At 43.5% G+C, this 15,552-nt stretch carries 16 protein-coding genes; 11 read left to right on the top strand and 5 right to left on the bottom strand.

Annotated features, from left to right (window positions below; genetic code table 11):
* Nucleotides 1-200 precede the first annotated feature (200 nt).
* Both AB4371_RS11990 and AB4371_RS11995 read left to right on the top strand, forming a co-directional pair.
* Nucleotides 201-1,205 carry a Solitary outer membrane autotransporter beta-barrel domain gene (locus AB4371_RS11990; RefSeq protein ID WP_372149813.1) on the top strand — a complete coding sequence of 335 codons (1,005 nt, stop codon included), beginning with the start codon at nt 201-203 and terminating at the stop codon, nt 1,203-1,205.
* A gap of 181 nt (nt 1,206-1,386) precedes the next feature.
* A complete protein-coding gene (locus AB4371_RS11995) occupies nt 1,387-2,448 on the top strand; it encodes a sensor domain-containing diguanylate cyclase (RefSeq protein ID WP_017072268.1) in 1,062 nt (353 codons plus the stop codon).
* Between the two features lie 36 nt (nt 2,449-2,484).
* Here AB4371_RS11995 and AB4371_RS12000 read toward each other — a convergent pair whose 3' ends face one another.
* The gene (locus AB4371_RS12000; protein ID WP_017072267.1) at nt 2,485-3,480 is read right to left on the bottom strand and encodes an AraC family transcriptional regulator; all 996 of its coding nucleotides are present in this window, start codon (nt 3,478-3,480) and stop codon (nt 2,485-2,487) included.
* Nucleotides 3,481-3,639: 159 nt separating this feature from the next.
* On the opposite strand from AB4371_RS12000, the gene AB4371_RS12005 reads away from it, so the two are divergent.
* From AB4371_RS12005 to AB4371_RS12020, 4 genes are read left to right on the top strand one after another with little or no spacing between them, the layout of a single operon-like run.
* Nucleotides 3,640-4,761 carry an HlyD family secretion protein gene (locus AB4371_RS12005; protein WP_017072266.1) on the top strand — a complete coding sequence of 374 codons (1,122 nt, stop codon included), beginning with the start codon at nt 3,640-3,642 and terminating at the stop codon, nt 4,759-4,761.
* Nucleotides 4,751-5,770 (top strand): DUF2955 domain-containing protein, encoded by a 1,020-nt coding sequence (locus AB4371_RS12010; protein ID WP_136989413.1) that lies wholly within the window; start codon nt 4,751-4,753, stop codon nt 5,768-5,770. Before AB4371_RS12005 ends, AB4371_RS12010 begins: the two co-directional genes overlap by 11 nt.
* 22 nt (nt 5,771-5,792) lie before the next feature.
* The gene (locus AB4371_RS12015; RefSeq protein WP_372149817.1) at nt 5,793-6,893 is read left to right on the top strand and encodes an AI-2E family transporter; all 1,101 of its coding nucleotides are present in this window, start codon (nt 5,793-5,795) and stop codon (nt 6,891-6,893) included.
* A complete protein-coding gene (locus AB4371_RS12020; RefSeq protein WP_017061900.1) occupies nt 6,894-7,553 on the top strand; it encodes a potassium channel family protein in 660 nt (219 codons plus the stop codon).
* Between the two features lie 112 nt (nt 7,554-7,665).
* Here the strand turns inward: AB4371_RS12020 and AB4371_RS12025 are convergent, their stop codons facing one another.
* Together AB4371_RS12025 and AB4371_RS12030 are read right to left on the bottom strand one after the other, a co-directional pair.
* Nucleotides 7,666-8,205, bottom strand: a complete 540-nt coding sequence (locus AB4371_RS12025) for a DUF3332 domain-containing protein (RefSeq protein WP_017061899.1) — start codon at nt 8,203-8,205, stop codon at nt 7,666-7,668.
* A 225-nt stretch (nt 8,206-8,430) separates the two neighbouring features.
* Nucleotides 8,431-8,592, bottom strand: coding sequence for a hypothetical protein (locus AB4371_RS12030; RefSeq protein ID WP_372149818.1), 162 nt, complete (start codon nt 8,590-8,592; stop codon nt 8,431-8,433).
* A 265-nt stretch (nt 8,593-8,857) separates the two neighbouring features.
* Between AB4371_RS12030 and AB4371_RS12035 the strand changes: the two genes are divergently transcribed.
* Nucleotides 8,858-9,451, top strand: coding sequence for a hypothetical protein (locus tag AB4371_RS12035; RefSeq protein ID WP_017061898.1), 594 nt, complete (start codon nt 8,858-8,860; stop codon nt 9,449-9,451).
* 230 nt (nt 9,452-9,681) lie between these two features.
* Here the strand turns inward: AB4371_RS12035 and AB4371_RS12040 are convergent, their stop codons facing one another.
* A complete protein-coding gene (locus AB4371_RS12040; protein ID WP_372149820.1) occupies nt 9,682-9,891 on the bottom strand; it encodes a hypothetical protein in 210 nt (69 codons plus the stop codon).
* 928 nt (nt 9,892-10,819) lie between these two features.
* Here AB4371_RS12040 and AB4371_RS12045 point away from each other — a divergent pair.
* The 4 genes from AB4371_RS12045 (at nt 10,820) to AB4371_RS12060 (ending at nt 14,526) form a co-directional block, all read left to right on the top strand.
* Nucleotides 10,820-11,752, top strand: a complete 933-nt coding sequence (locus tag AB4371_RS12045; RefSeq protein WP_372056878.1) for a siderophore ABC transporter substrate-binding protein — start codon at nt 10,820-10,822, stop codon at nt 11,750-11,752.
* Nucleotides 11,753-11,852: 100 nt separating this feature from the next.
* Complete coding sequence (locus AB4371_RS12050; RefSeq protein WP_372112978.1) at nt 11,853-12,806, top strand: ABC transporter permease; 954 nt, start codon at nt 11,853-11,855, stop codon at nt 12,804-12,806.
* Nucleotides 12,799-13,749 (top strand): iron chelate uptake ABC transporter family permease subunit, encoded by a 951-nt coding sequence (locus AB4371_RS12055; protein WP_136978264.1) that lies wholly within the window; start codon nt 12,799-12,801, stop codon nt 13,747-13,749. Before AB4371_RS12050 ends, AB4371_RS12055 begins: the two co-directional genes overlap by 8 nt.
* 12 nt (nt 13,750-13,761) lie before the next feature.
* Nucleotides 13,762-14,526, top strand: a complete 765-nt coding sequence (locus tag AB4371_RS12060; RefSeq protein WP_017061894.1) for an ABC transporter ATP-binding protein — start codon at nt 13,762-13,764, stop codon at nt 14,524-14,526.
* Between the two features lie 200 nt (nt 14,527-14,726).
* Here the strand turns inward: AB4371_RS12060 and AB4371_RS12065 are convergent, their stop codons facing one another.
* Nucleotides 14,727-15,545: an ETEC_3214 domain-containing protein gene (locus AB4371_RS12065; protein WP_170963338.1), complete on the bottom strand. Its 819-nt coding sequence runs from the start codon at nt 15,543-15,545 to the stop codon at nt 14,727-14,729.
* Nucleotides 15,546-15,552 lie beyond the last annotated feature (7 nt).

A 15,552-nucleotide genomic window follows, 5' to 3' on the forward strand; every position in this document is an offset into this window, starting at 1 on the left:
TAAGACTCCAATTTAGACAGAGGCGCATATGATTATTCATTTTAGAATCCAAGACGTAGAAGAACTTTGGGGGGCCATCGATTTAGCAACGCTCTTGCAGTTGGAACTGAGAGCAGTATCAACCACACCGTTAACTCTCTGATTGAATTAGTTAAGTTACCAATTACACTTGAAGCATAAGTTTGAATGGAGTCAACTTAATGCTTTCACCCCTATCGCACTATCCCCGTTCTATTATTCTGCTCTTAATGGGCCTCAGTTCTTCCTCGGCCTATGCATCCAATGAATTGATTCAGAACCGCTTAGAGAAGATATTTTCTGTGTCAATTGCGCTGACTGACAGCGATGCCATTTCAATTGGCTTTGTGGATTTTGATCCTAATTCGTTTATCAATTTAAACGACAGTGGTTTTGGCTCAGATAAAACCATCGATACTCGAAGCCAAGTGAGTGTGGGCTCCATCCCTTACTCTTCCGTGATTAAAACGGATGACCCTGACTTTGACCTTATTTGGTCTGTGCGAGGGTCTTATGCGCTTTCTGAACAGGATATTGAGATCTCATCAGATGTGACTCCTGACCGTCGTGTTAACCCAAATGAAGACTCGGTATTGGGCCTGTATGGCTTTTTCGAAGGGCAAAACCATTTAAACCAACATTGGTCTATCGCCTATGGCTTAGGCACTCACTTGCTCTATTACCGCAATAAATACGAATACAACAACAGCTACTCTCAAGCATTTCAATCTCAGCTAGACGGCTACGCGTTGAATACATCAGCATGGGCACTTGTTGCAGAACCTTCAGTCAAACTTCAATACTTGCAACCAAAGGAGTGGGGCAGTTGGAATGTGTCTTCAAGAGTTCGTTACTTTTATGGAACAGGCTGGGGCGAAGCGAACGATGGCGATATCGGTAACCCAGAAGGGATGCGATTCATTAATGAACTAGAGTTTAGGCAAAATGTAGCGCTCGATGCTTGGTCGCTTAATAACCCTCAAATCCACTATAACTTAACAAGAATCGATGTCGCGGGTGATTTGACTGCTCCTTTAGATACGCACTATTACTATGAATTCGGGGCCGGATTAGTATTTGATGTGCCTTACGATTCTTACTTTTTTGACAACTTCGGGATTGGAATTAACTTCAATTACGGCAGCTCACTCAGTAGCGGTAGCTTGTTGTTCTTACTCAATAATTAGTTGTTCCTGATTAATAACTAGCTCTTTCTATTAAACAACTCGTTTCTTCTGCTCAATAGTTAGCATAAGCCTATGCGCTTAATGTTCGATATGTAATTTGAATTTGTATGTGTCGCAAAATGGTAAATATCTTAGTGGAAACTTAGCCATCATAGTCATTCGCCCATCACTAGAGCAGACTATGAATAAGTTAAGTTTTGACCGAAAAATGCCGCTATACGTGGTGTCTACACTTGCCCTTAATATGGCAGTTAGCTTGTGGTTATTGAGTATGGCTTCTTCGGCAGTCATGGCTTTTTCTGTGTGCGCGTTGTTTTTGCTCAGCACCCTCATTACCGCACGCCTATATCGACATGAAATGGCTCAAAGCAAGAATAGCTTGTCTGAAGCGATCATTGATGGCGTTGCTGGTTTTATGATCCTCGATAGTCAATTGAGGGTCATACAAGTGAATCAACAATTCTCTCGGGTTTCAGGTTATGCCTTTGACCAAGTCGAATCTCGTCCGATTTCTGATCTCTGTTTTATGAATAACAGCAGCCTAATCACGACCATTACTCGCTCACTCAAGGAAAACCAGAGATGGAAAGGTGAGTTGAGTGGCGTCAGTCGACTTGGTGAGCAGTTTACCGTAAACGTTGTGGTGGAAAAGCTAACTGAAATTCTGCCGCACAATAACAAGTACGTGGTGACCTTTACGGATATTAGCCGACGCAAGATATTGGAGCGTCGATTAAGAATGCTGGTGGAAACGGATTCACTGACAGGGTGCTGGAATCGACGCCGCTTTGATAACGACTTAAAACATTATTCTAACCTGGCAGAGCGTTATGGTTACACACATTCCTGCTTGGCGTTGATCGATTTAGATCACTTCAAGGCTATCAATGATAATCACGGTCATGACCAAGGTGATTCAGCGCTGAAAGAGGTCGCTGAACTGTTGAGAAACAACAGCCGAGACACTGATATCGTCGCGCGAGTAGGCGGAGAAGAGTTCGCTATCTTGATGCCTGAAACCAATTTGGCAGAAGCGTTTGAGGCGATGTATCGACTGAAAGAAGTGATTACCAAAGGGACAACATTGAACCTGACCGTGAGCAGTGGTGTGTCTGAAATACAGGCGCAAGCCGAAGCGACCTATCGCAGTGCAGATAAGGCACTTTACCGCGCTAAAGGTAACGGGCGAAATAGAGTGTGTAGCTCTAGCCCAGGCTGTGCTACTCCAATTGCCCTTGGTTAGATGTAGGCCGTGCTTGGTTAATCAATCGAGCGAAGCCTAAGCCGAGATTGAGCGTTGGTAAATCTTCGGCGTAAGGCCAGACACACGCTTAAATGCACGAGAAAAATGAGAGATGTTGGTGTAACCGAGTTGGCTAGAAATGTAGGTCAGCGTGTGGCCTTCTTCCATCAGCTCGCAAGCTACAGAAAACATCAGGTTCTCTTTGATCTTTCGATAAGTGGTGTTTTCATTCTTGAGTTTGCGTTGGAACGTTCGCACTGAAAAGTTGAGCAGCTCTGCCGCCTCTTCAAGAGAGAGGTCTTGTTCTTTCATGTACGGTTTTAGAAGCTCATAAATACTATCGGTAAAGCTGGTATGCCACTCAATAAGTGTCGGTTTTGTACTGAGGTCTTTAGACGTAAGACGGATTGGGAGTTGTAAGATCTCATCAGGAATCTGCACAGCAGTCGACGAATGATCAACAAACAGTTGGCAGTTACTTGATACCAGTGTTTTGACGACATCGATGTCATGCCCTTGCAAGCGAACTTTAGTCGGTAACCATGGTGATTGCGATAAAATGGTTATTAACTCGATGATATAAATAACAGCGAAAGCTTCGCCCCATTGAAACATAGGGGAGTTGTCTTCCGGGGCTGTCCGGCAAAACCAGTTCTGACCGTGTTCTTGGATAAACTCGACTTTGCTGCCTGGTGAATCATAGGCAAAGATTGAATTGATCTGTTTTAGTGCATCGCCAATGGTTTCGAATTCGGTAAATTGATGCAAGACATTTGGGATGATTCGACGTCGAAATGCGAGTCCAAGAATATCGGTGAACCGAGATACGCCAAGTTGGGCGGATGTCAGATAAATCAAACGTTTAATCGATTCTGATGGCACAAAGTCGCTTTCTGATTCAATGAGATCGGGCGGTAAACCAGAATCTTTGAGCAAAAGGTGGAGGTCGAGACCATAGTCAGAAAAAACCTGAACCAGAATTTTGGCGTAGTTCGTTTGAATTACCGGGACTTGGTAGTGACTAGAGCTCATTGGAATACAATCCTGTATATATTGTCGCACTATTAGACGTGCATATCATTTGCAACGTTTTGTTTACTAAATCTAACCCTATTTACTTGAGTTTTCCATCACCGGGCTTATTTTTAAAGTATTAATTTTGTTGATGTTAGTTATCTAGAAGGGAGTCCCATGTCAGAAGTCAACGGGAATGCGCAAGAAGCCAAGGAAGAAGTTGGCCAGCAAGAAAATGGAAAAGACAAAGTAAGAAAGGTCACCAACTACTTATTGTTGTTCGTAGCGTTCATGTTGATCTTCAGTATCATTTCAGACCGCATCATCCCTATTACTGATAATGCTCGTGTCAAAGGTTATATCGTTCCAATCAAACCTGAGGTGTCGGGTAAAGTGCTCGATATTCTTGTTCAACCTAACCAACTGGTTAATCAAGGCGATAAGCTAGCCATTTTAGATGAGTCTGATTACCAAATAGCCGTACAACAAGCCGAGCAAAATTTAGAGATTGCAGGCCAAAATGTCGGCGCTCAAACCGCGAGCATTGCTTCAGCACAAGCGAAACTCACCTCAGCCATTGTTGAAAGACAAAATACCAAACTGCAAGCTAAGCGTGTTTTAGAGATGGCCGATAAAGGTGTCGTTTCTAAATCAGATGCAGATAAAGCGCGAGCAGCATTAGCGACCTCTAGTGCGGCGGTTGTGAATGCAGAAGCTGACCTTGACCGTGCTAAGAAACAAATGGGTAAAGAAGGCGAAGAAAATAGCCAAGTGAAAGCGGCGTTGCTGGCACTTGAACAAGCTCAATTGAATCTAGAACGCACCGTGATTACTGCACCGACACAAGGTGGTGTCTCTAACTTTAGCCTGTCTGAAGGTTTCTATGCATCAGCAGGGCAAGCAATCATGACCTTTGTTTCAACCGAAGATATTTGGATTGAAGCTTATTATCGAGAGAACAGCCTAGGTAATGTAACGGTCGGTGATGAAGTTGAAGTGGCGTTAGATTTCGCACCGGGCAAAGTGGTAAAAGGGCGCGTAAGTAGTATCGATTGGGGTGTTGATTGGGGGCAAAATGACCAAGCAGGTAAGCTTGCTCAAGCTAGCCAACAAACGGGTTGGTTGCGCCAAACACAGATGCTTCCCATAACCATTGAATTTGATAATGAAGAAGTGACAGGCATGCTCCGAGTGGGTGGTCAAGCGGATGTGATTGTTTATAGCGGCGATAACTTTGTATTCAACGCGATAGGCAAAGTATGGATTCGTTTGATTAGCGTATTGTCTTATGTCCGATAAGCCGATTCCTGACCAACAAACACAGCAACGGATCCTGCGATTTACGGTCGGGGTCACGTTGGCTGTTTTCTTGGCGGCGTGGATAAACTGGCCGCTTGCGTTTGTGGCGCCAGTGTTCACAGCTAAGTTCTTAATTGATAAACCAAATCTCCATAAAGAAACGGTCTACGAATTGCTCTTGGCCGTTGTGGTGACAATGGGGTTAGGTTTATTACTGTCGCGAGGAATTACCCATTATCCAATCCCATTGCTGATTTTAGTGGGGTTAATGATGCTGTGGGGTTACTACTTGTTTGTCGACCCAAAATGGAACCTGTTTGCCACCATACTGTTGATTGCGGTTTTGATGTTGCCATTCATGGCGATTGATAACCCCGGCGTTTCAGTCATGCTGGCCTCTGGCTTAGCGACCTCTGGTGTGGTTTCAGTCATGCTTTTTGCGTTAGTGCATGTGTTTTTCCCTGAGCCAAAATCGGCGTTCTCAGGCTTCGCTGCTGCGCCACTCGAAAAGAAACAGCGTTGGTATGCGGCCTTTAAGGCGATGATTATCTCCTATCCTGTGGTGTGTTTTTTCTTTATTTTTCAAATATCTGAAGCTTTACTGACAATGATGTTCATTGCGTTGTTATCGTTGATGATTACGTCAGAGAAGTCGATAAAGTTGAGCGCTTTTCTGGTGATAAGTAACGGTATCGGGGGATTGCTGGCGATTGCTGCTTTTTCAATTCTTTCTATAGTACCCAACATTGTCTTCTATTCTTTGTTTATAGGACTTATTGCCATTCTTATGGCTACCAAGATCTACACGGTTCCCGAAAAAGCACCTATTTTCGCCACTGCATTTAGTACGTTGCTCGTACTGGTTGGTAGCACGTTGATGAGCTCCGGTGACATCGATAGCAACACTCTTATACGCATATTCCAATTAGTGTTAATTGGCATATATATGATTTTGGCTTCTCTATTCCTAGAAACACGGAATTGGAAGTTTCTACAAAATCAGTCTTAATTTTGTCTAACAAGGACGTCTCATGAAGTTAACCGATGATTTTTCAAAACAGGCGATAGACGCTGCCATCAAGATCGCAGCGATTGCCATGCTCGTGTATTGGTGTTTTTCGATTTTGCGCCCATTCATTCTTCTGGTGATATGGGGTGCGATCATTGCGACTACGTTGTATCCAGTGGCGGTCGCAATTTCAAATAAAACCGGGATGTCGAAAGGTAAAGCCAGTGCATTGCTGAGCTTTATTGGTGTGATTCTTCTATTTATTCCTTTGGCGGCGCTTTCTTCTGGTATCTACACCAGCGCGACTGACCTGATGACAGGGCTTCAAGATGGCACATTGTCATTGCCTAAACCGAAAGAGTCCTTACAAGATATTCCATTCATAGGTGAGAAGGTTTATTCAACCTTGGTTGCCGCCTCCAACAATATTGAAGGCACTTTCATAAAGTATGCGGATGAACTTAAACAGTTTGCGACGAAAGCGGCTTCTGTTCTTGGCTCGTTAGGTGGCGGCTTTATTCAGTTCATCATCTCTACCATCATTGCGGGTGCATTCATGAGTAATGCCGATAAATGCAAAACCGGCGTGACTCACTTAGTGGCGCGTTTAACGGGCGGTAAAGGTGAAGAGTTGGTAGAGCTCTCTAAATCGACCGTGCGAAGCGTTGTGCAAGGTGTGATTGGTGTGGCTGTGATTCAATCCATGATGTCGGCAATCGGTTTGGTGATTGCAGGCGTTCCAGCAGCTGCGTTTTGGGCGCTAGCTGTGCTGCTCATTGCGATAATCCAACTTCCACCGATTCTCGCTCTATTACCGGCGATCATCTACATGTTCAGCGTTGAATCGACACTGGCGGCGAGCTTGTTCTTAGTGTGGTGTATTTTGGTGAGCGGCAGTGACGCTATCTTAAAGCCAGTATTGCTGAGCCGTGGCTCTCACATTCCAATGTTGGTAATTCTATTGGGTGCACTGGGCGGAATGGCGATGTCAGGCATCGTCGGTCTGTTTGTCGGTGCTGTGATACTGAGTTTAAGCTATGAGCTGATGATGGCGTGGCTTGGACTTGAAGAGAAAAACCAACAAGAAACTGAGAAAAAACCTGCAGAGGTCGAGGGAAAATAGATGAAGCCAGTCTCTAAAGACGACAACTTCTATTTCTTATTCTATGCACTGTTGGTGTTGTTTCTTGGTTGCGCGGTGATGCAGCAGTTTTATCCGCAAGGCCAGAAAACAATCCTATTTCTTATCATTATTACGTTGGCGAGTTCAATTGCCGGTATTCATAAAGAGCGAGCCTTGTATCGCTCTTGGTATGGGCTTTTATTGATTACGGCGCTCGTGTCTGGCGTGTTTTCATTTTTGGAAGGCTATAACCTGTCGATAGTGACGCTATCGGCGTTGGCTGTGTTCTTGTTTTCACACATTTACTCGGCGTTGAAGCAGGTGATGAAAGCCAAAACGGTGACACCCAATCACATCATCGGCTCCATCTGTATTTACTTGTTGCTAGGGTTTGCTTGGTCGACCATCTACTTGTTAATTTTAGAGATCTTTCCTAATGCCTTTAACGGGTTAGAAGAGCAAGTCTGGCTGACGAACTTGTTTAATGCGATGTACTTTAGCTTTATCACCTTGACTACGGTTGGTTACGGCGACATATCACCAGCTCTGCCTATTGCTCAATTCTTTGTGTTTATGGAATCCATTATCGGCAGCTTTTACTTAGCTATCATGGTGGCGAGTTTGGTGAGCATTCGACTTGCACAGTCTCAGTCCCAATAGAGCATTTACAAATAATAGAGCACATACAAACAAGCCCGGCAATCGCCGGGCTTGTTCTATTTTATGAGCTCAAAAGTCTCTTTAAGTTTGAACTCTGTGTGGGCGATGAACCTTAAGCTTCAGTGCCTTGAATCTTCTCTAATTCAGCGATAGTTGTTTGCGATACAAGCTGACCATCCATGTAATAGGTAACGTTTTGACCGTCTTTGATGCCCGTTAGAGTCGCTGTTTCACCAGATGTATAGACGATGTCCATTTGAATCGTGTTTTCGTCGATCTTAATCATCTCACCCGTTTCAATGGTGCGATTGTTAGAAATTGGGCCGACAGGGGCTTCTTTCAGGCTTGGGTCCAGCTCATCGTTCACTTTGAAGTGCGTGTCTGTTTTTGTATCAAATACGTGTGGTGAACCGCTGATAGGGTTTTTACCTGTCCAGAATTCAAGTGAGTTGAATACCACATAGTCTGCTGCGGTAGTAATACCGTATACAGGCGCTAATAAGAAGTTTACACCTGCACGGGCATAGCGGTTATCGACAACTTCAACGTTAAATTTCATCACTTTCCCTGTTACGGCGTTGCTGCCGATACAACCAGTTAGCGCAGAAGCCAAAACCGTTAGTCCTACAATTTTAAGTGCAATCTTTTTCATTTTAGTACCTGTATAAGTTAGAAGTCTGTTTCGTTGGAACAGGTGTAGTATGGTTTTTATTCGATGGTCAGTTTTACCATTTAGCGCCACTGACGATATAAAATGCACTCGGACTTTTGGCATCAAGCTAGGTATAAAACTGGGCACAAAAAAAGCGCGACCTAATAGGGCGCGCTTTGGGGTATTTAGATAAGTCGTAATGAAAACAACGACTCCCATATAGAATTACTTCATCACGTAGGTATAAGCCGATACGACAAGCCAGCGGAAAAATCGAAATAAAAGGGTAGTGGCTTTAAAGGCAAACTTGGCAATGGATACCATTGCTTCTGAACCAATGCTCACGAACTTATGCAAATCGGATTCTTTGTATTCTGAATAGGTCATCTGTTTTCTCATTTCTCGCGGTTGTCTTTCATATGTAAGTAACGACTCCTGTCTGGCGATATCCCCTGAGCGCGTAATGTACGAACTTTCGCCGATAGAGATTTACCATTTTATGCCAAGTGGGTTAATAACTAGCCAAAAGAGAAAGGGCTGAGAGAATTTAACGGCATAGCGAGGTGTAACTGATCAAGTTACCGAAAAAACGAGGGTAATAATGGTATGATCGCGGGCTCAGCACCATAAGTGATAAAGAATAGGAAACAGAATGACTCACCTTACCGAACAGCAAGAAGCTGCAATGGCGACGTTTAAAGAAAACTTACACCTTCCAAATGGTGGTTTTCATAAACTGATTATCGAGCTAAGTAAGGAGTATCAGCTGCCTTTCCAAAAGGTGCGTGCGGTTTTAAAGAAAGCTCAAAAAGATGTTGAACGACAAATACGAGAAGACTTTACCAGCGTTGATGACACAGTACTGAGCCAAGCGAATTGGGTAAACATCATTAAGTCGAAGCTTGTTGACTTAGCGGAAGAAAACCAAACGGTCATGGATAAGCTGCAACAAAACCTGAAGTATCAAAAAGTGTTGTCGGCAACCGAGGGTTCAATCGCAAGCGAAGACGAACGTGACGAGTTGATTGAAGAGTTGATTCAAGCTTATGAGAAAGAGGTGTTCAAACCGTTACTGGCGATGTTGCATACAACGAAGCTGTATTGGAAGTTAATGCTGGTGGATGAGACATGTAAGATGAATGAGGAGAATCGTGAGAAGTTCAGTGATTACCCTCAACACATGCAAGCTGCAGAACACTTATATACTCTTGATCAGAAGTTAAGGTCGATGCCGTTAACTTATTAGTCCATGAATGCACTGATAATGACTCAATGGTGATTTAGAGTTTGATATAAGTTGGTTTCAATAGAAGTACGATAACCTAGCTAGCGTTAGCCGCGTGTGAAATGCAAAAAGGGCTAGGTTTCAGATCTGTTTTACTTATACTCTATTTTGTTCTGCTAGAGCGAATTGAGGGTGACATCTTTTACATCTTTGGGACTAGATGGTGTTTCTTTTGTAGCCTTTGGGAAATGCTATAGGAGTGTGAAATGTCCTAGGGTGTTTCCGTTGCCTGAAACGATAGTTCCGATGCTTTCTCGTTCATTAAATTCAAAGGCGATGAGATAGCTGTGATGTTGTAGCTTGGGCAATATGTGGCGGTGGAGTATATCGCTATTGAGCTGTCGAATCTCGGTGACCCATGAAATCTCTTCTTTGTGTAAATCTATTTTAATCTTGAGCATTTATTACCTTTTAGTTTATTGACTGTTTTTTCGCGTGATAGTTGGTACCAATGGGTTTGTCGTGTTGTTCTGCGTGACATAACTGTGCCTTGTGTTTATTACATTTGTATTTAAGTGCTCGATCTATTCTGACTTCGCTGACAAAAGAGCAAATGACGATAGATCGGTAGTAGGATCGAATTTAAAAGCTATTGAATGACTATCTGGGTGAAAGCTGACGCAGAGATGGTGTAACGAGGGAATCGAGAACTGTCTATGTGGAACTTGGACTTACTTTAGCATTAACAGCTCTATAGATTAGAGCCAGGTGGCGAACTATACGCCTAGTTTTCAAAATTACAACCCTATTTTGAATTAAATTCAAAAATATTTTTGGGTGATTTACCATCGGTTACTGAAGGTTAAATGAGCGAAGGTCAGGGATTTGACCATGATATCTGACTGAGTCTTGGCTTTTCAGCTGTTCGTATTCGTTGTCATTAGTGGGTTTAATTGATCAGCTAATTTGGTGATGATTAAGTCTCTGTTGTATATGATCTTTACATTGTAAATTACAATCCATGATTTTGGGGTTCAGCGTTGTAATTACAGGGTTTTTGGGTGCTTTCCCCATCTGTTTTTTTCTTCAGGTTGATGAGTATTTTCCTCTTCGCGTCTTTTTGATATTTCTGATTCCTAATACCTCTCCTGACTACGCAAAATATGAATACTCACTTTTACGTTTCTGAATAATAAAGTCGTTGTATCGCCAATTTAGTGCAAATATAATTGATAATAGTTCTCACTTGCGTTACAAGTTTGTTGTCAATCCAATGACAGACTTTAAATTATCGTTATTTAGCAGTTGTGTACGCCCCATGCTCGTCTATGAGTAATGTGACTTTCATTGTCATGAGTGGTGGTTTGTATCAATGGCAAAGGAAGAAACATGAAGAAAACAATCAATTCAGTTCGCCAGTTATTGAGCGGGCTTGCCATCGTTCTAGCATCATCATTCATGATGACCGCGCATGCGGAAACCGTCACCATTGAGCATGTGAAAGGCACAGCGCAGTTTACTGAAGTACCACAGCGAGTGGTGGTTCTAGGCCACGGTAGCTTAGACGTGCTCGATAAAATTGGTGTACAGCCAGTTGGCGCGCCTCATAGCTTGCTGCCTGATTACCTAGCTTCGTACAAAGATACGACGGTAAATACAGGCTCTTTAAGCGAACCTGATTTTGAAGCTATCTACATGTTGAAGCCTGACATCATCATCGCGGAAAACCGCATGCTTAAGGTTTACGACAAACTGGCACAAATTGCTCCTACTGTCATGTTTTCTATTGAAGGCGACAAGTACTGGGCTGATGCTCAGCAAAACTGGCGTGTGCTAGGCGACATCTTTGGTAAGCAAGCTGAAGTCGAAGCGATCATTAAAGAGACTCAAGCTTCTATCACAGCGGTAAACGACAAAGTAGCGTCTGACGAAACTTCAGCAATGATGCTAATGAACAACGGTAACAACATTGCGATGTTCAACAAAGGCAGCCGTTTCTCAATCATCTTTGATGACTTTGGTTTCGTGGAATCAAAGAGTGCAACCGTGGCTCCGATCAAAGGAACACACGGCAACCTAATCTCTTTTGAATACATAGCTGATGCAAAACCTGAAGTGCTTTACGTGCTTGACCGCGAAAAAGCGATTGGTAAATCAGAAGGACGCGCACAACAACTGTTTGATAACCCACTGGTTGCGGCAACACCTGCAGCGCAGCACGGCAATATCGTTTACCTTGATTCAAGTGCTTGGTATTTGGCTGGTGGCGGTGTGACAGCGATTCATAGAATGCTTAGTGACATTGAACGTACGATTCAATAGTTACTAACCATCAGATTTTCGGGCTTATAAGAGTGTTCTTATAAGCCCTTTTTCACTTTTTTATACGGGCTACCCGAGACCTATCTTTAGTATTATTCCTATGTTGAAACCCATTGCAGCTGCTGTATTTCTTGTTGTGTTATGCGTTGCGTCATTGATGATTGGAGTCGCTGAAATCAGTTTTAGTGACTTCTTCAATGGCAACCAACACGCCAATTCTATTTATATTGTTAGTCGGATTCCTCGACTACTCGCGATCGTGCTTGCCGGAGCAGGATTGAGTGTTTCTGGCTTGATCATGCAGCAAATCGTACAGAACAAGTTTGCCGCGCCTTCGACGATGGGCACCATTGACTGTGCGATGTTGGGTTACATTGTCGGCATTCTAGTGCTAGGCAATGCTGCGCAATGGAGCTACTTAGGCTTTATCTTCGCGTTTGCAGTGTTTGGCACCATGCTATTGGTTCGCTTCCTACAACACCTCAAGTTTAAGAACGCGGTATTGGTGCCTTTGATTGGCATTATGTATGGCAACGTTGTTTCGTCTCTAACAACCTTTATTGCTTATAAGTACGACTTAGTACAAACCATGTCGGCATGGACTATGGCGAACTTTGCGAGCGTGTTGCAGGGCAGCTATGAAATCCTTTATCTCGCGGTGCCTGCTTGTGTATTGGCTTACTATTTCGCGAGACAGTTCAGTGCGGCGAGCATCGGTGAGAGCTTCGCGAAAAACATCGGTTTGAATTATCAGAAGATCGTCTTCATTGGTGTTGCGTTAGTGGCTATCAGTGCCTCCTCTGTGGTGATGATCGTTGGTGTTATCCCATTCCTTGGCCTTATCGTGCCGAATATCGTGTCGCTGATGATGGGCGATAACATGAAGAAGATTCTGCCTTGGACTGCCTACTGGGGGGTGATCTTGGTGTTGGCTTGTGACCTGCTAGCTCGAATCGTCATCTTCCCTTATGAGATTCCAATCTCGATGGTAATCAGCATCTTTGGTGGCATGATTTTTATTTACCTAATCATGAGAGACAAGTCGAATGCGTGATTCAGTAAAAATTGCGATTCTGGCTATCGCGTCTTTGGGTATGACAGCGCTATTCATCGGGCAGGGGCTGACGTGGGATAACTACGAGTTCTTCTTGTCTCTGCGCCTACCAAAATTGCTGTCGATTGTGTTGGCGGCGGTAGCGATCTCGGCGTCGTCATTGGTTTTCCAAACCATTACTAATAACCGAATTCTAACCCCATCCATCTTGGGCTTTGACAGCTTGTATATGCTGGTACAAACGGTACTTCTGTTTGTGTTTGGCAGTGCTAGCTTCTGGGTGATTGACTCGATCGCAAACTTTTCGATGTCTGTGACTGTGATGATCTTGTTCTCGTTTGCTCTGTTCCATTTCTACTTTAAGAGCAAGCGAAACAACGTATTCACACTGCTGTTGATAGGCATCGTATGTGGCAGCGTATTCTCGAGTTTGTCTAACTTCTTGGCGATGTTGATTGACCCGAACGAGTTCGCGGTGCTGCAGAATGTGATGTTCGCAAGTTTCAATAACGTGAAAGGCGAGTTGGTTTACCTCAGCCTTATTCCTTTGGGTTTGAGCTTGCTTGGCCTTTGGTTGTTAGCGCCTAAGCTTGATGTACTTTGGCTTGGTGTTGATAACGCGACAAGCCTGGGTGTGAACACCAAGCGATTGACTCAGATTACCTTGGTGATTGTGTCAGTGATGGTCGCGGTGTCTACGGCTCTGGTTGGCCCTGTGCTGTTCTTTGGCTTGATCACCGTAAGCTTAGCTCGCCAGATATTCCGATCTTATCAGCATCGTGTGCTTATCATCGCAAGCAGCTTACTAGCAATCGTGCTATTGGTTTCTGGCCAATGGTTTATCGAAAAAGTGATGGCGTTTGAAACCACTGTGAGTGTGATTATTAACTTGGTCGGCGGTTTGTATTTTATGTTCTTGTTGTTACGCACCAGAATTCAGTAAAGGTAGTAAGTAGTGATTAAATTAACAGGTTTAAGTAAGAAGTATGGCAAGTCACTCGTGGTTGATGATGCCAGTGCTATGTTCCCGAAAGGCGAAGTGACTTCTATCATTGGCCCAAATGGTGCGGGTAAAAGTACACTGCTTTCAATGGCGAGCCGCTTAACAGACAGCGACGCGGGTGAAGTGGTCATTGGCGATAAGTTACTGGCTGAGTGGGATACCAAAGAGCTAGCGAAGCACCTTGCCGTGTTAAGACAATCAAATAACATCAACATGCGATTTACGATTCGTGAATTGGTCTGTTTTGGTCGTTTCCCACACTCTCAAGGTCGCTTGAAAGACGAAGATCATAAGATCGTCGATACAGCACTAGAACACCTTGGCATTACTGACATCCAAAACAAATACCTTGATGAGTTGAGTGGCGGTCAGCGTCAAATGGCGTTTATCGCGATGGTTGTGGCGCAAGATACGGATTATGTGTTCTTAGATGAGCCACTGAACAATCTTGATATTAAACACTCGGTCGAAATTATGCAGACGTTGCGTCGTTTAGCGCATGAGTTCAATAAAGCGGTCGTTATCGTGATTCATGACATCAACTTCGCTTCTTGTTACTCAGATAACATTGTTGCGATGAAGAAAGGCAAAGTGGTTAAGTCGGGTAAGGTTTCGGAAGTGGTTGAAAAATCAGTGATGGAGTCTATCTACGAGATCCCATTTGAGATTCGTGAGTTCGACGGTGTTCGAATCTGTATGTATTACTCAGGTCGTTAGGCTACTGAATAATCAAAGCTGTTTGTTTTCTAACTGTTCAATAAAAGAGCTCCCCTATGAGGAGCTCTTTTCGTTTCTCGTTGTAGGCGCTTTGTAGGTTTGTTTAGTTTTAGAAAACTCAATGAGTTGATCTATCTACATAGAGTCTGCGGAGTCAGATGTACGTATAACTGACTACAAATTATGAATTAAGTGTGCTGTTAATCAGTTATTAGCTCATATTCAAGCTTGGTAAGAATTGCAGGGGCGAGTGATTCTAAATCGACCGTCGTATACCCATAAAAGTTTGGCTTGATTTCACTACGTAGTTTAGTTAGAGAATCTTTTGTATTCTCTTCCATCATCAATTTGTCATTAAAATCAGCGAGTAACTTGAGTTGTTGCGCAGAGAGAGGGGATAGGTATTCGCTGTAACCACCGACAGAGCTGTATAACAGTTCATAGCGACCACCTTCTGCTTCTTCAATGTAATAATTCCCTGAACGCGCAATATTGGATATGGCAGCATGTTCTGTTGTCGAGTTAACGAAGTTGGTTTCCAAATAAGTGGCGCTGCCTGCGTGGTAGTTCACATCAGCGACAAACCCCGGTTTAGGGAAAATGAGAAAAGCATCTATTGTGTCGTTGGATGTTATTGCAGAAAGAATAAACTTACTGTCTTTGTAGTACTTTACCTGTACCTCACCATTCGACATCTTGGTATAAACCGGAGAGCCAAATGTCTCTTCTAAAATGCCACTGGAAGCACGAATATAGACTTTAGAAAGACGCTCGTTAGATGGAGCATCTGAAAAGTTAGAAATTAGGAGATCCCAACCTTTGCTTCCCATATCAATAGCATCGTTGAACTGACCACCTGCGATGATCAGCGCAATGATGGCAAGGATAGAGTTTGGTGTCTTCTCTCTCATTATTTCAAGAAAATCTTTTTGATCTTCATTGGGAGCTTGTTGAGTTAAAGACATGTCTTCTTCTAGTGCTGCTTTATCAACAGATGAAGGTAGAGCTTGTTCTGACATGATAAAA

Source organism: Vibrio sp. 10N.261.51.A3 (assembly GCF_041471965.1).
Classification (GTDB): Bacteria; Pseudomonadota; Gammaproteobacteria; order Enterobacterales; family Vibrionaceae; genus Vibrio; species Vibrio crassostreae_C.